We start from the raw sequence: 21,688 nt of genomic DNA, 5'->3' as shown, positions 1-21,688 counted from the left end.
ATCACTTAGAAACCTGCTATGGATAAATTAATCATCACCGGCGGCAAACCCTTATCCGGCGAATTGCGCATTTCCGGCGCGAAAAATGCCGCATTGCCGATCCTTGCCGCCACCCTGCTCGCGGAAACGCCGGTCACCGTCGGCAACATCCCGCACCTGCATGACATCACCACCACGATGGAATTGTTGGGCCGGATGGGCGTGCGCCTGTTGGTCGATGAAAAAATGAACGTCGAAGTCGACAGCCGCTTCATCCATAGCTATGAAGCGCCTTACGAACTGGTGCGCACGATGCGCGCGTCGATTCTGGTATTGGGGCCTTTGCTCGCACGCTTCGGCGAAGCGCATGTCTCGCTGCCCGGCGGCTGCGCGATCGGCACCCGTCCGGTCGATATTCACTTGAACGGCCTGATCAAGATGGGCGCCGAAATCAAGGTCGAAGGCGGCTATATTCACGCCAAGGTCGATCGCCTGAAAGGCTGCCGCCTGGTGCTCGAACAGGTTACCGTGACCGGCACCGAAAACCTGATGATGGCGGCCTGCCTGGCGGAAGGCACCACGATCATGGAAAACGCCGCGAAAGAGCCGGAAGTGAGCGATCTCGCGCACTTCCTGAATGCGTTGGGCGCGAAGATTTCCGGCATCGGCACCGATGTGCTGGTGATCGAAGGCGTCGAAAAACTCGGCGTCGAGAATATCCACTACAACATCATGCCGGACCGGATCGAAACCGGCACCTACCTGGTGGCGGCCGCGATCACGCGCGGTTCGGTCAAACTGAAAAACACCCGCCCCGACATCCTCGATGCGGTGCTTGAAAAACTGATCGAGGCCGGCGCCGACATCACTTCCGGCGAAGACTGGATCCGGCTCGACATGCACGGCAAACGGCCAAAGGCCGTTTCGGTGCGCACCGCGCCGTACCCGGCGTTTCCGACCGACATGCAGGCGCAGTTCATCGCGTTGAATTCGATTGCGGAAGGCGTCGGCATCATCACCGAAACGGTGTTCGAAAACCGCTTCATGCACGTGCAGGAATTGCAACGCATGGGCTCCGACATCAAGCTCGAATCGAATACCGCGATCTGCACCGGCGTCGACAAGATTACCGCCGCGCCGGTGATGGCGACCGATCTGCGCGCCTCGGCGAGCCTGGTGATTGCAGCGCTAGCCGCCGAAGGCAACACGATCGTCGACCGGATTTACCATATCGACCGCGGTTACGATCACATCGAGGAAAAATTGCAGCAACTCGGCGCGACGATCCGCCGCGTCCCGAATTAAGGTGGTCCGATGCTGACGATAGCCGTATCCAAAGGCCGGATTTTCGAAGAGGCGCTGCCTTTTCTCGAAGCCGCCGGCATTACCCCAATCGACGATCCAAAAACCTGCCGCAAGCTGATCCTTAGGACCACGCGCGAGGACGTGCAACTGGTGATCATCCGCGCGACCGACGTGCCGACCTTCGTCGAATACGGCGCCGCCGATCTCGGCATCGCCGGCAAGGACGTGCTGCTCGAACACGGCGCGGAAAGCCTTTACGAGCCGCTCGATCTCGGCATCGCGCGCTGCCGGCTGATGACCGCCGAGCACAAGGACGCGCCGCCCTTGTCCGGCCGGATTCGCGTCGCGACCAAATATGTCAAGATCGCTCAGCGCTATTTTGCGAAAAAAGGCATCCAGGCCGAGATCATCAAACTGTACGGTTCGATGGAACTGGCGCCCTTGGTCGGCCTGGCCGACTGCATCGTCGATCTGGTCGAGACCGGCAATACGCTGAAGGCGAACAACCTCGAGCCGCGCGAGCTGATCATGCACATCAGCTCGCGACTGGTCGTGAACAAGGCCGCGATGAAGATGAAAAACCGCGCGATCGTTGACCTCTTGAATCAATTCGAAGCGACTCTAGCCAACAAAGGTTAATGCCATGCCCAAGATAACCCTGACCCGCCTCGACGCGACATCTGCCGACTTTAACAGCCAACTGAACCGGCTTCTGGCCTGGAACGAAAGCGAAGACCAGTCGGTCCATCAACGGGTGCTCGAAATCATTACCGAGGTGCGCATACAGGGCGATCAGGCTTTGGTCGACTATACCAACCGTTTCGACCAGCGCGCGGTGACCGGCGCCGCCGAACTCGAATTGAGCCAAGCTCAGCTCAAGGCCGCTTTCGAGGCTGTACCCGAAGCGCAGGCCAAGGCCTTGCAAACCGCGGCTGAGCGGATACGCGCCTACGCTGAACATCAAAAGATGGCGTCCTGGAGCTATACCGAGGCGGACGGCACCGTGCTCGGCCAGAAAATCACCGCGCTCGACCGGGTCGGCCTGTATGTGCCGGGCGGCAAGGCGACCTATCCTTCATCGGTGCTAATGAACGCGATTCCGGCCAAGGTCGCCGGCGTCCCCGAACTGATCATGGTCGTGCCGGCTCCGAAGGGTGAATTGAATCAGCTGGTGCTGGCCGCGGCCACTATCGCCGGCGTCGATCGCGTGTTCACGATCGGCGGCGCGCAGGCGGTAGCCGCGCTCGCTTACGGCACCGAGACCGTGCCGCCCGTCGCGAAGATCGTCGGTCCCGGCAATATCTATGTCGCGACCGCGAAGAAACTGGTTTTCGGCCAGGTCGGCATCGACATGATCGCGGGGCCCTCCGAAATCCTGATCATCTGCGACGGCAAGACCGATCCCGACTGGATCGCGATGGACCTGTTCTCGCAAGCCGAGCATGACGAAAACGCGCAGGCGATCCTGATCAGCGACGACAAGGCGTTTCTGGATGCGGTCGAACACAGCATCAACAAACTGCTGCCGGAGATGGAGCGCGCCGAGATCATCCAGGCATCGCTGACCGGACGCGGCGCCTTGATCCAGGTCGGAAACCTGCTGCAGGCCGCCGAAGCCGCGAACCGGATCGCACCGGAACATTTGGAACTGTCGGTCGCCGATCCCGAAGGATTATGCGAGCACATCCGCCACGCCGGCGCGATCTTCCTCGGCCGCCACACCGCCGAAGCCCTGGGCGATTACTGCGCCGGCCCGAACCACGTGCTGCCGACCTCGGGCACCGCGCGCTTTTCCTCGCCGCTCGGCGTCTACGACTTTCAGAAACGCAGCAGCCTGATCAACTGCTCGCCCGCGGCCTCCAGCGAACTCGGCAAGACCGCCTCGATCCTGGCGCGCGGCGAAGGGCTGACAGCGCATGCGCGTTCTGCTGAGTATCGGATAAAAGAGGACTAAGGGAGCAAACCAAAACTCCGCAGGGCTTGTTAGGAAAATCAATGCAGGGATCGCATTATTCCAGATGTTTAATTTGGAGGAAATAAATGAACACCTTGCAAGAAAAAATCAACCAGGAAGTTAATGCCCTTCCTATAAGTTCACAAAAAGAGGTGCTCGACTTTGTATTGTTTCTGAAGAGAGAAGTCGGCAAAGAAAGCGACAGCGATTACCTCTCGAAGAACCCGGAAATCAAACAAGCGATCGTTGACGGTTTAAATACGCCGCTTGATCAATGTTCTGATCAGCTGGATTGGTGATGTATCAATTGTTTTTTACCAATCGCGCCAAGAAGGACGCGCAATTGATAAAAGCATCCAATCTGAAACACAAAGTCGAAGAACTTTTGAAGTTGATCTCTAAAGATCCCTATGCTTATCCTCCCGAATTTGAATTCTTAAAGGGAGAATTCAAAGGCGCGATTTCCAGACGAATCAACAAACAGCACCGCTTGGTTTATGAAGTCCTGGCCAAAGAACAGGCCATAAAAGTCATCATGATGTGGACACATTATGAATGATGGGTTTTGCTCATCCCGAACTTGCAAAACCTACTGTTTTACTTTATTTTAACGAAATCCGTATAGGCTAGGGGTGTTTGCCGCACATCGGCAGGCTGAGAAAGACCCTTTGAACCTGATTCCGGTTAATACCGGCGTAGGAAAGCCCTAACTTCCCCGCGCCTTGTTTGTTTTTGTTGTTGGAGAAACGCAATGAGCGCTGTTCTAAAAGATTTGACCGCCGACGCGGTCAGTCAAGTCAAAATCGATCCTTATCCCGCGTCGGAAAAAGTCTATGTGCAGGGCAGCCGCCCGGACATCCAGGTGCCGATGCGCAAAATCACTTTGTCCGATACGCCCGCGCATTTCGGCGCCGAAAAGAACCCTCCGCTCTTTGTGTATGACACTTCCGGCGTTTACACCGATCCAAATGTCGCGGTCGATTTGAAAAAGGGCCTGTCCCCCATCCGCGCGAATTGGATTCTGGAAAGGGGCGACACCGAGGCATTGGCCGGACCGACTTCGGTCTTCGGCCATCAACGCCTGCATGATCCCGCGACCGCACACCTGCGCTTCGAGCATATCCGCAAGCCGCTCCGCGCGAAGGCGGGCATGAACGTTTCGCAAATGCACTACGCGAAGAAAGGCATCATTACCCCCGAAATGGAGTTCATCGCGATCCGCGAAAACCAGAAGATGGACGAGATGCGCGACTTATGGAAGGATCAGCATCCGGGTGAATCGTTCGGCGCCTCGATTCCGAACGTGATCACGCCCGAATTCGTGCGCAGCGAAGTCGCCCGCGGCCGCGCGATCATCCCGGCGAACATCAACCATCCGGAACTCGAACCGATGATCATCGGCCGCAACTTCCTGGTCAAGATCAACGGCAACCTCGGCAATTCGGCGGTCACTTCGTCGATCGAGGAAGAAGTCGAAAAGATGCTCTGGGGCATCCGCTGGGGCGGCGACACGATCATGGACTTGTCGACCGGCAAGAACATCCACGAAACCCGCGAATGGATCCTGCGCAATTCGCCGGTGCCGATCGGCACGGTGCCGATCTATCAGGCGCTCGAAAAGGTCAACGGCAAGGCCGAGGAACTGACCTGGGAGATTTTCCGCGACACCTTGATCGAACAGGCCGAACAGGGCGTCGATTATTTCACGATCCATGCGGGCGTCAGACTCCAGTACGTGCCGCTGACCGCGAAGCGGATGACCGGCATCGTCTCGCGCGGAGGCTCGATCATGGCGAAGTGGTGTCTCGCACACCATACCGAAAGCTTCCTGTACACGCATTTCGAAGAAATCTGCGAAATCATGAAAGCCTATGACGTGTCGTTCTCATTGGGCGACGGCCTGCGTCCGGGCTCGATTTACGATGCGAACGACGCGGCGCAATTCGGCGAGCTCGAAACGCTCGGCGAGTTGACCCAGATCGCCTGGAAGCACGACGTGCAGACGATGATCGAAGGTCCGGGCCATGTGCCTTTGCACATGATCAAGGTCAACATGGAGAAACAGCTTGAGGAATGCGGCGAGGCGCCTTTCTATACCTTGGGGCCTTTGACCACCGACATCGCGCCGGGTTACGACCATATCACCTCCGCGATCGGCGCGGCCAATATCGGCTGGTATGGCTGCGCGATGCTGTGCTATGTGACTCAGAAGGAACACCTCGGTTTGCCGAACAAGCAGGACGTGCGCGAAGGCATCGTGACCTACAAGATCGCCGCGCATGCCGCCGATCTGGCGAAAGGTCATCCGGGCGCGCAGGCGCGCGACAATGCAATGTCGAAGGCGCGTTTCGAATTCCGCTGGGAAGACCAGTTCAACATCGGCCTCGACCCCGAAAAGGCGCGCACATTCCATGACGAAACGCTGCCGAAGGAATCGGCGAAGATCGCGCATTTCTGCTCGATGTGCGGCCCGCACTTCTGCTCGATGAAGATCAGCCAGGACGTGCGCGATTATGCGGCCGAGAAAGGCCTTAACGAAGAAGAAGCCTTACTGAAAGGCATGGATGAGAAATCGAAGCAGTTTCTCGAAGAAGGCGCGGATATTTACCACAAGGTGTGATTATTTTGGCTCCCGACGTTATCGTCGGGAGCTTTCCCTCCAACTTGCTTACTTCCGCTGAAGCGGCGGATTCCTTAAGCCAATCCGCGTCATATGATTAGATAAACAAATCAAAATCAGTGACGACTAGATCCGGGGCAAACTTGACTCCGACCGTTGTGACTTCCGGAGAGCTCGATGATCCAGAACCTGAGGAACTCTGACCGCTTCCCGAAGAAGTTCCAAACCCCCCGCCCGAAGTAGAGGGTGGCGGGGTGCTCCCCCCATTATCAGTAGCCAGTTTAGCGAACTGGATAGCGTCTTTACCCGCCTCGTCATAATATAATTTGCCGCTTTTCGTGTCGTAAACGATAAAAGAAGCCGTGTCGGTATGCGCACTTTTTAGGCCGTAACCACTTTCAAAGTTGATGATGCCATCATTATCCGCATCAAGGTCTTTAAAAATAACGGAACTCAAACGGATTTTATCGGTGCCACTGTCAAAATCGGTAATCACATCAACGTTTTTCTTTGACAAAGAGTCTTTGAAAAGAAATATGTCGCTACCTTCCCCGCCGGTCAGTTTATCCTTACCCAGTCCCCCTGCAATAATATCGCTACCGGCACCGCCGATAATTTTATTGGCGCCATCATTGCCGATCAGAATATTATCCTGATCGTTGCCAGTCAGCTTTAAGGCTTTTTTTCCTGTCAATTCGACATTTTCAATGTTATTCAAGCCTTTGATTTTGTTGGCATTACTATAAGGCTGAGACAAGTCGACATGGCTTGTCGAAACCTGCAAGGTATCATTGCCGCCGGTATCGTAAATAACCAACGCATTACCCAGGGCAACGTACAAGTCATTACCATTTCCGGCCTGCAGGGTATCGGCTGCCCCTTTGGTGTTGCCGCCGGTCAGGGTGTCACTATTGTCGGTGCCCGACAAAACCTTCACTTGCTTAACATCGAAGTCAGAAAGCTCGATTCCAGGCACATTGCTATTACCTCCCGAACCGCCCGAACCTCCAGTACCGCCAGTACCTCCAGAACCGAAACTATTTAGGCTGGTGATTCCATCGTCCGTGTCATCCGTTTTTATTTTGAACGCCAAATATTCGACACCTTGCAAAGTGTCGGTGCCATCAGCATAACTTGAGTTCAAAGAACGAACAGTAAAACCACTGCCAATTTTCTTGACTTCATAGTCTAATTTGCTGCCCAACAGCACGAGGGTATCCGAGCCTGCACCACCATTAACGAAGTCGTCGCCTTCCCCGGCAATGATGCGGTCATCCCCTGCGCCGCCCACCATAAAGTCGTTGCCCTTGCCCGCATCCAAAACATCATTACCATCACCGCCTCGCAAGGTATCGATTCCGTCGCCAGAGGTTAGCAGGTCATTACCGGCCGCGCCATCCAACTGAATGGGTTGCAAACCGCCAATGCTCAGGCTGTCATCGCCCACGCCTCCGGCAATCGACAGACCCATCTTATTACCGTCTTTATCGAAGCGCTGCATGATAATTTCGGTACCCGACAAACCGTTTTGGTACTTGCCTTGTTGATTGCCATCCTGATATTCCGCCACCCATGACACGACAAAACCGCCATCGTCAAGCCCCGTAACCGTCGGCTCTTTTTGCGAGTCGGCCACCTTGGTATTAGCCTGGAATTCCTCGCCGACTTTATTGCCGTCGTTATCAAATCGCTGTCCATAAATGCCTCGATAACTGCCGTCCTGTAACATGGACTGCCAGACAACGACGAAGCCTCCGTCTTTAAGCGCCGCTACCGCGGGCTCCTTTTGATCATAGCGGGTAAAGGTATTGGCTTTAATTTCATGAGTAATCGCCTCGCCTGTGATGTTATCGTATAAGCGCAAGATAATGCTGCGGTCGTAGTCAACCCGTGCTTGACCCGTTGGAGGGATTATGACGTATGGATCGACAGGCGCTTGCCAAACCACCACCGTCTTATTGTTGAACGCCAGCGTGGCCGCGACGGGATTTTTAGCTTCTTGTCGAAGTTCATTTTCAATAGCAATGCCAGAATCATCGAAAACCTTGCCTTTAGGCTCGATGGCATAGTTAATGTTGAATGGACTTTCACTATAACCGGTATAGGCGGAAACCACTTGGTCATCAAAGGCATCGTAACCATCATTAGGATCGCTGCCATCCGCAACGTCTGGATGAGGTTGAAAATCATAAAGATAACTTTCGACGTTCCCATAGTCATCAAAGATTTTTGCCTGTATTGTCATTTTTTCGGTTCCGGTCGATATTCCCTCATAACCGATGATGACCCTGTTATTATCAATCGCACTGACAAATGGATCAGACGCGCCGCTATCGCTGACTTTGACTTCCCAGCCTATGGGGTTCGGTACGGTACTGCCATCGTACCATTGCGCAAAAACACCAGGTTGGTTTGGGTCATCGCCAAAACTTTGGCCGTCGTGAATAGAGTCGCCTTGATTTTCCGATACCCAGGCAATAACAAAACCGCCATCCGACAATACGGCAATGGCAGGCTTGCCTTGATCTGCGGTAATGGTGTCGTTAACGCGGAATTTAGGGGAAACAGCCGCGCCATCGGCATCGAAGCGCTGGGCATAAACACCGGTGCCGTCGGCATCCGGAGAACTCCACGCCACGATAAAGCCGCCATCGCTAAAATTGGCAACGGTGACATCGGTGCTCAAACTGTCGTTTGTGGTATCAAGCAACTTTATTTCAAAATTGTCGCTGGTCGTATCGGTATTAAACTTTCTGAAATAAAAGCCATCTTCACTGGCCCAAAAATTCAGGAAGCCGCCGTTAGCAAGCGACAAAACGGTCGTATTGGTTTGATTGCCATCCGTCAGTCCATTAGCCACCATTTCCTGAGTCAGGGACAAAAATTTCGGCTCCGGATCAGCGCTGGTACTATCGGTGAAACGCACAATTTCAATGTCCGCCCTGACACGATCGGAACCATCCGTGACGCCGTCGGAGCTATTGATATCCGTAACCCCCAGATAATAACCGAATGAAGCGTCATAGGCTGCCGTTAGACTATAATTGGCAACGCCTGTCGCACTGTCCGCATACTTCCCGCTAAAGAGGGCCGTATCCACACCATTAAAGATGCCCGTTGCGAACCCCGCCTCCCCGCCCGTCAAATCGTCATTTTCGGCCAAACTTTTCAATACATCGTTCTTTGAAGTTCCATTGATTATAGACATGATGACAGTTACCTAGTATTTGATAAATATGCTAAAAGCTTTGATCCTAGGCTCAGGGAGCCGGCTACAAGCCAGTATAGTTCAATCGCTGTTTTTGACTACGCTTAAGCCGACTTGGCTTTCTGATTTTGTGAGGTCACTAGAGAATCTGTTCCAATTCTTGAAAGACCGAGGTTTTCACCGAGAGGAGACGCGGCTGATCCGTAATTTTCAGATCAAAAAAGACAATGGCTCTCAAAACATCAGCGAGAGCCTGAGGATTATTTTTTTCGTGTACAGCGCTGGACTTTATAAAACATTTTGCTTCGAATCCGCCCCGGCGATTTCCTTGACCAGCTTCGGCACCAGATAGCCGGGCAAGTCGGCCTGCATGTGCCTAACGAGTTCTAAAGCCTCGGCTTCGCCGACTTCAAAATGCCCGGCCCCGCTGACTTTGTCCAGTAAGTGCAGGTAATAGGGCATCACGCCATGCTCGAATAAGCGTTCGCTGAGCGCGATCAGATCGGCCGCCTTATCGTTGACGCCGCGCAACAGCACCGATTGATTCAGCAGGACGATGCCGCCTTGTTTCAGCACGCGGCAGGCCTCGGCGACCCGTTCGGTGATTTCGTTCGGATGGTTGCAATGCACGACCAGCACGACCGGTTTAGCGCTTTGCGTCAAAACTTCCAGTAAACCTTGGGTGATGCGGGCCGGCAGCACGATCGGCAGGCGGCTGTGGATCCGGATGCGCTTGACGTGGGCGATGCCGGCGATTTGCCGAAACAGGCGCTGCAAGCGCTCATCGCTCAATAATAAAGGATCGCCGCCGCTCAGGATCACCTCCGAAATGTCCGTATGCTCCCGGATGTAGCGCAGCGCGCCGATTTCCTTTTCCTTGCCGAGTTGCAGGTCGGCGTAGGGAAAGCTCCGGCGGAAACAGTAGCGGCAATTGATCGCGCAGCTGCCGGTATTGATCAACAGCACGCGGCCATGATATTTATGCAGCACGCCGGCCACGTTCGCGGCTTCGAGATCGCCGACCGGATTGGCGCTGTAACCCGGATAAACCTGCATTTCATCCCGGATCGGCAGCACTTGCCTGAGCAAGGGATCGGCCGGATTGCCTTTTTCGATCGCCTCGGCGAAGCTTCGGGGAACCTTCAGCGCGAAGGTTTCGGCGGCCTCTTTCGATACCGGCAACTGCCCGACAGTCAGCTTCAGATAGGCGCAAAGTTCGTCGATGTCGGTGAAGGCTTCGGCAAGCTGCTGTTGCCAGTTTTTCGCAAAATGATCGGTCTGTTCGTTAAGTTCCGGCATGAAAGGGCGTTTTTGAGGTTTCTATTGGCAAAGGCCTCTATTATAATGATTAGATTTTACATTGCTTTAGGTTTGAGGAAATAATGGCCACGTACAGCACCAATGAATTTAGAGGCGGACTCAAAGTCATGCTGGATAATGATCCCTGCGCGATCATCGAAAATGAATTTGTAAAACCGGGCAAGGGACAGGCGTTCAACCGGGTCAAGATCCGCAATCTAAAAACCGGCCGCGTGATCGAAAGAACGTTCAAATCGGGCGAAACCCTCGAAGGCGCAGACGTGGTCGATGTCGAAATGCAGTATCTCTACAACGACGGCCAGTTCCGCAATTTCATGAAGCCCGACACCTTCGAACAATACCAGGCCGATGAAAAAGCGGTCGGCGACGCGGCGCAATGGCTGAAAGACCAGGATTTCTGCACCGTGACCTTGTGGAACGACTCGCCTCTGTCGGTCACCGCGGCGAATTTCGTTGAACTCGCGATTGTCGAAACCGATCCCGGCGTGCGCGGCGATACCTCGGGCGGCGGCGGCAAGCCGGCGAAGCTGGAAACCGGCGCGGTCGTGCGCGTGCCTTTGTTCGTGCAGACCGGCGAGGTGATCAAGGTCGACACCCGCACCGGCGAGTATGTTTCACGGGTCAAGGAATAATGGCAGCCGGGTGGATGCCTTACGCACATCCACCCACGCCACAGTCCTGAATAGCCTCTATTGTGAGAGCCGCTTTACTTAAGTCCGCTCTGCCTACCTCATAACCGCTTCCGATGACCGACCCAGCCGAATCTGCGGCATGCGACTGGCAGCCCAGTTGCGCGCCGGACTTTTTACCGCTCAGAGCGCAAGTATTGCGACAGATTCGCGAATTTTTTTGGCAGCGGGGCGCGCTCGAAGTCGAAACGCCGCAGCTCAGCCGGGCCATCGGCACCGATCCGCAACTGGCTTTTTTCAGCACCGAGTTTGATTTTACCCCAGAGCGGCAAACCCTGTACTTGCAGACCTCGCCCGAGTTTGCGATGAAGCGCCTGTTGGCCGCGGGCTCCGGGTCGATCTATCAAATCTGCAAGGCATTTCGGAACGGCGAAGCCGGGCGCTTTCATAATCCCGAATTCACGATGCTCGAATGGTACCGGGTCGGCTTTCGTCTGCCCGACTTGATGGACGAATGCGAGGCGCTGATCGGAACTTTATTTGCCGGCCACAGGACTTTGCTGGCGGCCGAACGGTTCAGCTATTGTTCACTGTTCGCCGACCATACTGGCCTGAATGCGGCCGAATTTTCGCATGCCGATTATTGCGCTTATGCCGCAGCCAACGGCTTAGCCGAGGCCATCGCGATTTGCGGCGATGATCATGCGATCTGGCTCGATTTTTTATTCAGCCACCGAATTCAGCCGCATCTGGGCAACAACCGCTTGTGCATGGTTTATGGCTATCCGGCCTGTCAATCTTCATTGGCGCGCTTGAATGAGGCGAATCCGCAGGTCACCGACCGGGTCGAGCTGTTTATCGACGGCATCGAACTGGGCAACGGCTTCTTCGAATTGGCCGATGCGGCGGAACAAAACCGGCGCTTCGATCGAGAAATGGCCGTCAGAAAACAGCAAAATTTACCGGCCGCGGCAAAAGACGAGCGCTTGATCGCGGCGTTAGCTTCGGGTTTGCCCGACTGCTCGGGTATCGCGATCGGCGTTGATCGCTTGCTGATGGTGCTGTTCGGAAAATCCGCCATCGCTGATGTGCTGAGTTTTCCGATAAACCGCGCATAAGCTGTGCAAATAAATTCTTATGATATAATCCGGACAACTGCCCCAAAAATTCAGAGATTGCTGCTCTCTCTCCCACTTATTTCATGATGCCGAAACCTTTTGCCCGCCTGTTTTTGCTGAGTCTACTGTTGTCCCAGACAGTTGCAGCCGATGAAGAATTCATCGTGACCGATATCAAGGTAAAAGGCTTGCAGCGGATCTCGCAGGGCACGGTGTATAACTATCTGCCGGTCAACGTCGGCGAAAAGTTCTCGCTGGATAATGCCGGCCCCGCCATCAAGTCACTGTTCAAAACCGGCTTCTTTAAGGACGTTTCGCTGGAGCGGGAAGGTTCAACCCTGGTCGTGCATGTCGTTGAGCGGCCTTCGATTGCAAAAATCCTTATCGAGGGCAACAAGGATCTGAGTAAGGACGATCTGACCAAGGCGCTGAATTCGATCGGCATGTCGGAAGGCAAGGTGTTTAACAAGCAGATACTCGACAAGGTCGAGCAGGAGCTGAACCGCCAGTATCTGAGCCACGGTAAATACGCATTAAAGATCAAAACCGAAGTCACCACGCTGACCCGTAACCGGGTCGGCATCCAGATCAAGATTTCCGAAGGCCGGGTCACCAAGATCAAACAAATCAACGTCGTCGGCAACAAGGCGTTTGACGACCCCACCTTGCTCAAACAACTGGAACTCAGCACCACCAATCTGTTGTCCTTCTACACCAAGAACGACCAATATTCGAAGCAAAAACTGTCCGCCGACCTCGAAACCCTGCGTTCGTATTATCTGGACCGCGGCTACATCAATTTTTCGATCGAATCGACTCAGGTTGCGATTACCCCCGATAAAAAAGACATTTATGTCACGATCAACGTGAAAGAAGGCGATGTCTATACGCTGGATAAGGTCAAGCTGGCCGGCAATCTGATCGTTCCGCCCGAGCAACTGATCAAACTGGTCGGCATCGGTCCCGGCGAGATTTTTTCGAGAAAACAGGCCACCGAAACCTCCAAGGCGATCTCGGACCGTCTGGGCGATGAAGGCTACACCTTCGCGAACGTGAACATGGTGCCGGAAATCAACGAAAAGAACAAAACGGTCGTGATGACCTTTTTTGTCGATCCGGGCAAACGCGCGTATGTGCGCCATATCAATTTTGCCGGCAACACCAAGACCCGCGATGAAGTGCTACGCCGGGAGATGCGGCAGATGGAATCGAGCTGGGCGTCCGGCTCGAAGATCGAGCGTTCGAAAACCCGTCTTGAACGCCTGGGTTATTTCGAAGATGTCAATGTCGAGACCCCGCAGGCCGTCGGCGCGGCAGACCAGATCGACGTGAACTACAAAGTGACCGAAAAAGCCTCGGGCAACTTGTCGGCCGGTGTCGGTTATTCGCAGGTGCAGGGCATCGTGCTGAATGCGAACATTTCGCAGGACAACGTTTTCGGTTCGGGCAAAAGGGTCAATCTCGCCTTCAATAACAGCGATTACATCACCAGCTATCAATTCGGCTTTTTTAACCCGTATTTTAACGTAGACGGAGTCAGCCAAGGCTATAACCTAGGCTACACCAGCCGTAATGCGGGCCGCATCAATATTACCAGTTATTCGACAGACGTCGCGAATGCCGGCATCAACTTCGGCATCCCGTTAAACGAATTCGATCAATTGCGCTTCGATTTCGATCTTAAGCATACCTCGCTGAAAAACACCGACCAAGTTGCGAAAGAAATCCAAGACTTCGTCAAGAAAGAAGGCGACAGCTTTCTGACCTTCTCGCCGGCAATCAGCTGGTCGCACGACACCCTGAACCGGGCGATATTCCCGACCAAAGGCGGGCAGCAACGGTTTTCCGCACTTGCAACCGTTCCCGGCAGCGATCTGGAGTATTACAAAGTCAGCTACAAACATCAGTACTATATTCCGCTGGCGCAAGATTTGACTTTTCGGCTGCATGGCGAAGTCGCTTACGGCGACGGCTATGGCGGCACCGACGACTTGCCTTTCTTTGAAAACTACTTCGCGGGCGGCACGGGCTCGGTGCGCGGCTATAAAAATAATACCTTGGGACCTAAAAGTCACCAGGTGATAGGTACCAACCAACAACAGCTTTACCCCCTTGGCGGTTCGACTAAAATGATCGGCAATGCCGAACTGTTTTTCCCGGTGCCGTTTCTATCGGATGTCAAATCGGTCCGCCTGGGCACTTTCTTCGATGCCGGTACGGTCGAAAACGGCTTCAACTTTAGTGCATTAAAATACTCCGCCGGGATTTCCGGCGAATGGCTGTCGCCTTTCGGCGCCTTGTCGGTCAGTGCCGCGTATCCATTGAACGCCAAACCTTTTAATAATGATCCCAATTCAGATCAAGGCGATCAAAAACAGATTTTCCAATTCAACTTCGGGCAGAATTTCTAAAGCAAGTTGTTTTGGCTTTAATCGGCATATCCCCTATAATCTAACAAATTTACCCACAATCCCACCCCTTAAATTCTCTGGAGATTTACAACACAATGAAAACCAAAATTGCATTATTCCTGGGCTTACTGCTCGCCGCCAACACTTGTTTCGCCGAACTCAAAGTTGGCGTCGTCGATATGAATACCGTACTCAAGGAAGCTCCAGAACTGAAACGTCTGCAGACGGAATTTTCATCCCGCGTCAAGCAAATCAAAGCCCTGGAGACTGAAATCAAAGGTTTGGAAGAGAAATTAAACCGGGATGGCGCGGTCATGAGCGAAAGCGAACGCACCAGCATGGATAAAAAACTGCGTGACAAATCGCTCGATTATAAACGCGTCAGCGAAGAAACCGGCTATGATATGAACACCCGCAAGAATCAGGAGCTCGGCAAATTGCAACGCCGAATCGTCGAAGCCGTTCAGGCCATCGCCAAGGAACAAAGCTTCGATCTGGTATTGTATGAAGGCGTACTCTTTGCGAACGACAAATTGGACATTACCGCGCAGGTTCAGAAAAAACTGTCATCGGCACAATAATCTTGTCCGGTCTTCTTTGTTCCTTTGTTTAAATTGAATGCGAATGGCAGTGGATCGTCTCTAAACGGCAATAAAAGTCCGCTCCATTCGTCATTTGCATGCGCGGAATGCATCCTAATCATCTAAATGACCTGCACCATGTCAATTAAGTTAGATATTTTACAAATACAAGACTTTTTACCACATCGCTATCCTTTTCTATTGGTGGATAAGGTCGTCGAATGTGAACCCGGAGTCAGGTTGCTAGGGGTTAAAAACGTCACCTACAACGAACCTTTTTTTCAGGGCCATTTTCCGCAAAAGCCGATCATGCCGGGCGTATTGATCCTCGAAGCGATGGCGCAAACGACCGGTCTTCTGGCATCTGAAACCGCTCGCGATGAACTTGCCGGCATGATTTATTATCTGGTCAGCATCGATAAGGCCAAATTCAAGCGGCCCGTCGTTCCTGGCGACCAATTGATGCTGGAAGCCAAGTTCTTGAAAAGCAAACGCAATATCTGGGCATTCGATTGCTCTGCCGAAGTCGATGGCGAATTCGTCGCCAGCGCCGAAATCCGCTGTGCTGCCGTGGTAAATTAATTTTGATCGATCCTACCTCCATTATCGATAAACGCGCCGAATTGGCCGGCGACGTTACTGTCGGACCCTATTCGGTGATCGGACCCGATGTGAAAATCGATTCTGGTACTGTCATCGGCTCACACGTCGTGATCAAGGGGCCGACTTCCATTGGTAAAGACAATCGCATCTTTCAATTCTGCTCGATAGGGGAAGACCCTCAAGACAAGAAATATGCCGCGGAAGTGACCCGGCTCGAAATCGGCGACCGCAACACGATCCGCGAGTTCGCCACGATGCACAGGGGCACTCTGCAGGATCAAGGCCTCACCCGGATCGGCAACGATAATTTATTCATGGCCTATACCCATGTCGCGCATGATTGCGTGATCGGCGATCATGTGGTGATGGCGAACGGCGCCTCCCTGGCCGGCCATGTCTCTTTAAACAGCCATGCGATTTTGGGCGGTTTCACGCTGGTGCACCAGTTTACCAAAATCGGCCAACACAGCTTCGCGGCGATGGGCAGCGCGATCACTCAGGACGTGCCGCCGTTCGTGATGGTCGGCGGCAAGCCGACCAAGCCTCACGGCATCAACGCGGTCGGGATGGAACGCAACGGCTTCTCGCCGGAAGACATTCGGCTGATCAGAAAGGCGTATAAAATCATTTATAAAATGAATCTTCGCCTCGAAGAAGCGATCGAGGAAATGTTGACCCTTGATGGCGGCAACGCAAATTTGGCCGAATTGGCCGATTTTTTGCGCCATGTCAGCCGCGGCATTTTACGCTAACCGACTGTCCTTCACTTTTTACAGCATGTGGGATTTTTCGGCAACGGACTCCGGCTTGATTGCCGGCGTTGATGAAGCGGGCCGCGGACCCTTGGCGGGTCCTGTGGTCGCCGCCGCGGTTATTCTCGACCCGGAAAGGCCGATAGACGGTCTGGCCGATTCGAAAGCACTGAGTGCAAAAAAACGACTGACGCTTTATTCCATCATTCAGGAGAAAGCGCTTGCCTGGGCTGTCGCCGAGGCCGATGTCGGTGAGATCGATCAGATCAACATTCTGCAAGCGACCCTTCTGGCCATGCAGAGGGCGGTCAACCAGCTGTCCATCCAACCGCAGCGCGTGCTGATAGACGGCAATACGCTGCCGGTTTTATCCATTCCGGCCCAAGCCATCGTCCAGGGCGACCGCATCATTCCTGCCATCAGCGCCGCCTCTATCCTCGCCAAAGTCCACCGCGACCGGATCATGGAAGACTATGCGAGAGAATTTCCCGGCTTTGCGTTTGACCTGCACAAAGGTTACGGCACCAAGCAACACCTGGCCGAACTCGCACAGCTCGGCCCCCTGCCCATTCACCGCAAATCATTCAGACCGGTAAGAGACCTGCTCCCTAGCGGCTGAAGCGTTACGGAGACTGCCCTTAAATTATGCCTCCAGGGCTACGTCATCCGCTGCGACGATGTAGCGGCTGGATTCATAAGCCCAGTCCAGGTTTCCGCGCATCCAAGACCTCAATATTGCGACATAACGCTGTACATCCCTGTCGATGTCCGCTGAAAACGCAGGGATTTGCTTTTCCAATTCGACAAAGGCATCGATTTCCGTACGGGTCATTTCAGCCGCCAAATCGACCGCATGTTGCAGCGACGGCTGTGAAGGCAGCAAGGTGGCGACCAGATTGTGCACGTCATGATGCTTCGACTCTTTGGCGTGGGATATAATGTCGTTGGACCAGCACACGACGTTATTAGCCATCAGCGACAAACGCTGGATCACCTCATTTTTACGCACATGCAACGGCAAATAAATGTCTTCCGTAATATCGATCAATTCAATATCGGTGTATAAGCCGCCCGTATAGGGACGCATCAAAATATAGGTTTCGGTATCGGGAATTTTTTGATCCGCGCGATTGATCGCCTCCCATACCGACGATTCAAAATATTCGATCACGCTATAAACGAATCGACTCATCCAGGCGGAACTCGCTTTTCTGAGCAGACGGCTGCGGATGTCATACAGGGCATGCCCCAGCGCCGAGTCGTACTGCTCAGGCGCGCGCCCGAGCAGAATTTCAAGCAGCTCGGCATGCACGCCGGAAAGCCTGATCGGATCCTTGCCCAAGCCGGATTCGTCGCATTGGTCGTCGCGGATAAACAACCAGGTATTCCAGTCCGAAACAATTTTGAGCTCCTCCAGCGGCGCATTCGGATAAGCGCGAGCCGCCAGCCGCCCGAATTTGGATTTTTGTAAGCGCTGGAAATTGTCTTCATCCAGAACCAGATCAAATTTTTTTACCCAATTCAATGTATGGTTATTGACCGCCTCGGCATGTTGATTGATCGCAGAAGGGAACGGGCAATCGAGTTTGGGGTAGTTGATCATATCAGCGGCGTCCAGGGTTAAAGGAAAAAATAGGATTGCTAGTTCGGCAAAGACTATCGATGCTTAATGCGGATAGCTTGTTGATCCCTGCGTACGCCCCTCCTGCCTCAAACCCATCACCCTGCGCGATAAAGCCAATTTTCTCTAACATAAAATAAACAATCCTTGATTTCTGAATGTAAAACTGTACTCGGGACAATGTCACCGTGCCAGCGAATCCTCTCGAACAGGCTGACTCGATAGGCATTCCAAATTCTGCGTGTACAAACACCAACGCCCTTTACCGCTTTTTTTCGCCGAATACATCGCCATATCGACGTTTGCCATCAACTCCTCGACATTCATGCCATGCTGCGGCAACAAGGCGATGCCGATGCTCGCCGAGATCCTATAGTCTTTGCTACCGAACTGAAACTTGCGTTCCGCCAGGCGCTCATTCAGGGAGGTCGCAAAGGCTTCGGCGCCGAGGCGCCCTGTCGTAGGCATCAGCACCGCAAACTCATCGCCGCCCAGCCGGGCGATCAGATCCGACTTGCGCGCACGCGCGCGCAGCTCATTCGCCAGAATGACCAGCAACGCATCGCCGGCCGCATGACCGCTGGTATCGTTGATCGTCTTGAAATAATCCAGATCGAGCAGGAGCAGCGCGCTGGAGTTGCCGCTACGCACCGCATCGGCAAAGCTTCTTTCGAGTTCCTCATGAAAGCGCAGCCGATTCGCTAACCCCGTCAAAGGGTCATGGTGGGCAAGCCAGCGGCTGCGATTTTCGGCCACGATCCGATCGGTCGCATCCATGCCGACTGACAGGACCACCGCATCGTCCTGATGCGTGGAACCCAGAAAAGTGTGAATCCAGATGATATGACGCATTTCGCCGTTAGCGTCGATGATCGAGCCTTCGTGTTCGAGACGATGCAGGGAAGACGAGAAAAGATTGATCCGGTTGTCCAGGTATTGCTCCTTGCCATCATCGTCTTCGAGCAGATCGACAAATGCATTTTTCCTGAGTTGTTCGGGGGAGCGGCCCAGCATTTGCGACATATACCGGTTGACCGTATGCAGCCGGCCGTCGCGCGTTTGCGTTACGATCATCACCTGCACGCTGTCCAGAATACCCCGGATGAAATCCCTATCGGCAGCCAAGGCCAGCTGGCTTTCCTCGATTTGATGGGTCAAATCGATCGACGTCTCATAAAGGATATCGATCTCATCGCGTTGACCGGAGAGACGGCCATGCAAATCGAATGCCTGATAAGCCTCCTGGTAACCGCCCTGCGCCACCAACGGCAAGGTTGTTGCCAAGTGGCTCAAACGCCGCAACGGCTTGCGCAGCAGCAGGAACAAAAAGATTTCCGCGCATAACAAGGATCCCAACATCAACAACATGCTGTTGCGATTGGCCTGTTTCAACGCCGAAGTGGCCTCGGTGACATCGGAAATGAATACCAAATAGCCGTTAGCGCTGGCAATCATGTGCTTAAGCGGAACGGCATTGAATACATAGAAGCTGTTATGCCAGGGCAACCAGACCGCGGCAGGAATATCCTCCGGCGACGCAAAACGTTCGGACAGATTCGCAATGAAGGGCTTTAGCGCCACGGCATGGGTCAAGGCAGCCGTGTACAAGCCCCAGCCCGAAAAAGCCTGATCCGTTTTTTCAGTGCTTGTCGGCACCAAAATGCCGATATCCACGCCGGTTGCCGTGGAAAACTCAACGACCAGATCGGTGATTCTTTGACTCATGCCAATAAAACCGACATGTTCACCGTCCGCCAACAAGGGCATCACCGTGTTCAGTCCGCACTGCGCCTGACAATCCAGAGCGGCCTCCGGCTGCTCATTGTTTTTCGCGTGCTCGAGCGCCGCCATCATCGACTGCATCGACAGGAAGCTACTGCTGTCCGGCGACCAATTCCAGCGGATCTCGCCTTGTTTATCAAAAATGATGATTCTTTCGACATCCAGCTCATAACGCACGCTGGAAAACTGCCGCTCCAGTTCGTCAGAATTGATCACCCCCCCGGGTTCTTTCAGGCGGTCGGACAGATTGCCGAGCGAAGCGATCACGATGCTTAGCCGTTGCAGTCGATCCACCGAATGGCTGATAAGGCCTTTGAACTCCGCGCTCCAGGCCGCCTGACTCTGTGCATTCTGAGTTTTTACCTGTACCTCGAGGTACCAGTAATTCAGCGCACCAAACGCCGCGCCCAGGGAAAGCAGCAATAAACTCAGCGACGCCAGCCACTTGCGATGCAAGCTGGCGAAGCGAGGCTTACGGCTGAGTTTATGGGATTTACCAGGCATTCAACGCCTCAAAAGCGAAAAGACAGCATCGTGGTCACCATACTAAAATGCGATGACGCTTCGGGACTGGAAAGATTCGGGTTTTCGGACTCGTTCAGCCAGGCTGTCCCATTCACATAATGGTAATCAGACGCCAATAAAAAATTGCGGGCGAATGACCAACGCACGCCGGCAGTCAGGTCCCGCGCATAAAAACGATGCGCCGGCGCCAATCCTCCGGACAATCTGGACATTTCCCTGCCACCCCGGTCGTCGCGGTTGAGATGCAACACATCATAGCGCAGCACCGCCCAGAATTCCGGCGTAAAGCGGTATTCGCCCTGCACATAGAAGTTCTCGGAAGTATTATTCTTCCAGGTCGGCAGGCCTTGTATAAATGCGGTGTTTGCGGTCGAATAGCCGCTGCGATCACTGCTGATCCAGCCATATTCGGCGGTCAGCGACCATTTTTCGGCGTTGTACTGCGCCGAAAACAAAGGATAGGTGACCTTGGTATTGCCGTTTTGATAAAATGCGGACAGCCCGGGGGATGCGCTAAAATCCCGATCCAGGTCGACGATAGAAAACATCAGCTTTCCTCGCCCGCCCATCCATTCATAAAAAGCCCGGCCCAGCAGCATAGGGCGCCCGCCCAAGCTGCCTTCCGACTTCGGAAGCCCCGGCATATGAGGAATGCCCGTCAGGAAACCCGTCGCCCCGCCCGTGCTGTCCTGCGGTTCGGCAGCCATAAACTCCCAGCCGAAGCGGTGCTCGCCATGGGTATAACGGCCATAGAGCATGCCCCCGTCAGCCGCGATCATCGCCTGCCTAAGGGCCAGCGTATCGAAATAAATCGATTGCGGCAACAATACCGAAGGCCGAGTCCACACGACATCGCGCGTATCGTTGTATAAACCGAACGGAATCTTGACGCGGCCGCCGCGAGCGCCGAGCACCAAGGAAGAATCGAACAGCGGAACGCTATAATCGGCCTGGGCAAAATCGAGCCGGGTGCCTTGCGTGTCGGAAGCGCCGGTATCGCGGTATAAACCCTGCGCGGAAATCAGCAAATTCGGCAGCAGCTTCACCGAAGTAATAAGACCCATTTCCCTGAAATCCAGACTTACGTCGCGGCTCGTTCCAAATACCTGATGATGATCGGTATAAGTCGCACCCTGGCTGGCAAAGCCATATACCTTTACATTGCCGTCGAAAAATTCTTTTGCCGACGCCTTCATAGGTGACAGCAAAACCAATGCGGAGCAAAAGATCATCGAAGCGGCTTTACCGAAACGAGGCTTAAGGTTAATTGATCTCATCGA

General features: G+C 53.8%; 18 protein-coding genes and 1 riboswitch. Of the genes, 13 read left to right on the top strand and 5 right to left on the bottom strand.

The genetic code is table 11. The features are described from left to right. Positions 1-18: 18 nt before the first annotated feature. The 6 genes from murA (at position 19) to thiC (ending at position 5,858) form a co-directional block, all read left to right on the top strand. A complete protein-coding gene (murA, locus tag METLA_RS0114420; protein ID WP_024299216.1) occupies positions 19-1,284 on the top strand; it encodes a UDP-N-acetylglucosamine 1-carboxyvinyltransferase in 1,266 nt (421 codons plus the stop codon). Positions 1,285-1,293: 9 nt separating this feature from the next. Beyond that, a complete protein-coding gene (gene hisG, locus METLA_RS0114415; RefSeq protein WP_024299215.1) occupies positions 1,294-1,923 on the top strand; it encodes an ATP phosphoribosyltransferase in 630 nt (209 codons plus the stop codon). A gap of 4 nt (positions 1,924-1,927) precedes the next feature. Next, on the top strand, positions 1,928-3,238 hold the full coding sequence (gene hisD / locus METLA_RS0114410) for a histidinol dehydrogenase (RefSeq protein WP_024299214.1): 1,311 nt from the start codon (positions 1,928-1,930) through the stop codon (positions 3,236-3,238). Between the two features lie 86 nt (positions 3,239-3,324). After that, positions 3,325-3,537 (top strand): hypothetical protein, encoded by a 213-nt coding sequence (locus METLA_RS0114405; protein WP_024299213.1) that lies wholly within the window; start codon positions 3,325-3,327, stop codon positions 3,535-3,537. Then, entirely contained in the window at positions 3,537-3,797 is a 261-nt protein-coding gene (locus tag METLA_RS0114400; protein WP_029646683.1) for a Txe/YoeB family addiction module toxin, read from the top strand. Before METLA_RS0114405 ends, METLA_RS0114400 begins: the two co-directional genes overlap by 1 nt. A gap of 59 nt (positions 3,798-3,856) precedes the next feature. Beyond that, positions 3,857-3,957: riboswitch (TPP riboswitch) on the top strand. A 32-nt stretch (positions 3,958-3,989) separates the two neighbouring features. Further along, entirely contained in the window at positions 3,990-5,858 is a 1,869-nt protein-coding gene (gene thiC / locus METLA_RS0114395) for a phosphomethylpyrimidine synthase ThiC (protein WP_024299211.1), read from the top strand. A gap of 97 nt (positions 5,859-5,955) precedes the next feature. Here thiC and METLA_RS21480 read toward each other — a convergent pair whose 3' ends face one another. After that, positions 5,956-9,066, bottom strand: coding sequence for a calcium-binding protein (locus METLA_RS21480; protein ID WP_152539446.1), 3,111 nt, complete (start codon positions 9,064-9,066; stop codon positions 5,956-5,958). Positions 9,067-9,354: 288 nt separating this feature from the next. Further along, positions 9,355-10,365, bottom strand: coding sequence for an EF-P beta-lysylation protein EpmB (epmB, locus tag METLA_RS0114370; protein WP_024299208.1), 1,011 nt, complete (start codon positions 10,363-10,365; stop codon positions 9,355-9,357). 83 nt (positions 10,366-10,448) lie between these two features. Between epmB and efp the strand changes: the two genes are divergently transcribed. From efp to rnhB, 7 genes are all read left to right on the top strand, one after another. Further along, positions 10,449-11,018, top strand: a complete 570-nt coding sequence (efp, locus tag METLA_RS0114365; protein WP_024299207.1) for an elongation factor P — start codon at positions 10,449-10,451, stop codon at positions 11,016-11,018. A 113-nt stretch (positions 11,019-11,131) separates the two neighbouring features. Beyond that, a complete protein-coding gene (epmA, locus tag METLA_RS0114360) occupies positions 11,132-12,133 on the top strand; it encodes an EF-P lysine aminoacylase EpmA (RefSeq protein ID WP_024299206.1) in 1,002 nt (333 codons plus the stop codon). Between the two features lie 83 nt (positions 12,134-12,216). Continuing rightward, positions 12,217-14,544, top strand: coding sequence for an outer membrane protein assembly factor BamA (gene bamA / locus METLA_RS0114355; RefSeq protein WP_024299205.1), 2,328 nt, complete (start codon positions 12,217-12,219; stop codon positions 14,542-14,544). Positions 14,545-14,639: 95 nt separating this feature from the next. Continuing rightward, complete coding sequence (locus METLA_RS0114350; protein WP_024299204.1) at positions 14,640-15,125, top strand: OmpH/Skp family outer membrane protein; 486 nt, start codon at positions 14,640-14,642, stop codon at positions 15,123-15,125. A 138-nt stretch (positions 15,126-15,263) separates the two neighbouring features. Continuing rightward, complete coding sequence (gene fabZ / locus METLA_RS0114345) at positions 15,264-15,707, top strand: 3-hydroxyacyl-ACP dehydratase FabZ (protein WP_024299203.1); 444 nt, start codon at positions 15,264-15,266, stop codon at positions 15,705-15,707. A 2-nt stretch (positions 15,708-15,709) separates the two neighbouring features. Then, positions 15,710-16,480 (top strand): acyl-ACP--UDP-N-acetylglucosamine O-acyltransferase, encoded by a 771-nt coding sequence (lpxA, locus tag METLA_RS0114340; protein ID WP_024299202.1) that lies wholly within the window; start codon positions 15,710-15,712, stop codon positions 16,478-16,480. Between the two features lie 25 nt (positions 16,481-16,505). Further along, positions 16,506-17,099, top strand: a complete 594-nt coding sequence (rnhB, locus tag METLA_RS0114335) for a ribonuclease HII (RefSeq protein ID WP_024299201.1) — start codon at positions 16,506-16,508, stop codon at positions 17,097-17,099. Positions 17,100-17,123: 24 nt separating this feature from the next. Here rnhB and METLA_RS0114330 read toward each other — a convergent pair whose 3' ends face one another. From METLA_RS0114330 to METLA_RS0114320, 3 genes are all read right to left on the bottom strand, one after another. Further along, positions 17,124-18,083, bottom strand: coding sequence for a terpene synthase family protein (locus METLA_RS0114330; RefSeq protein WP_024299200.1), 960 nt, complete (start codon positions 18,081-18,083; stop codon positions 17,124-17,126). Between the two features lie 201 nt (positions 18,084-18,284). Beyond that, a complete protein-coding gene (locus tag METLA_RS0114325) occupies positions 18,285-20,387 on the bottom strand; it encodes a diguanylate cyclase domain-containing protein (protein WP_024299199.1) in 2,103 nt (700 codons plus the stop codon). A gap of 8 nt (positions 20,388-20,395) precedes the next feature. Then, positions 20,396-21,685 carry a hypothetical protein gene (locus METLA_RS0114320; protein ID WP_029646682.1) on the bottom strand — a complete coding sequence of 430 codons (1,290 nt, stop codon included), beginning with the start codon at positions 21,683-21,685 and terminating at the stop codon, positions 20,396-20,398. Positions 21,686-21,688: the final 3 nt, after the last annotated feature.

The sequence above is a fragment of the Methylomicrobium lacus LW14 genome (assembly GCF_000527095.1).
Taxonomy (GTDB): domain Bacteria; phylum Pseudomonadota; class Gammaproteobacteria; order Methylococcales; family Methylomonadaceae; genus Methylomicrobium; species Methylomicrobium lacus.
This window is presented reverse-complemented; position numbering and strand designations above follow the sequence as displayed.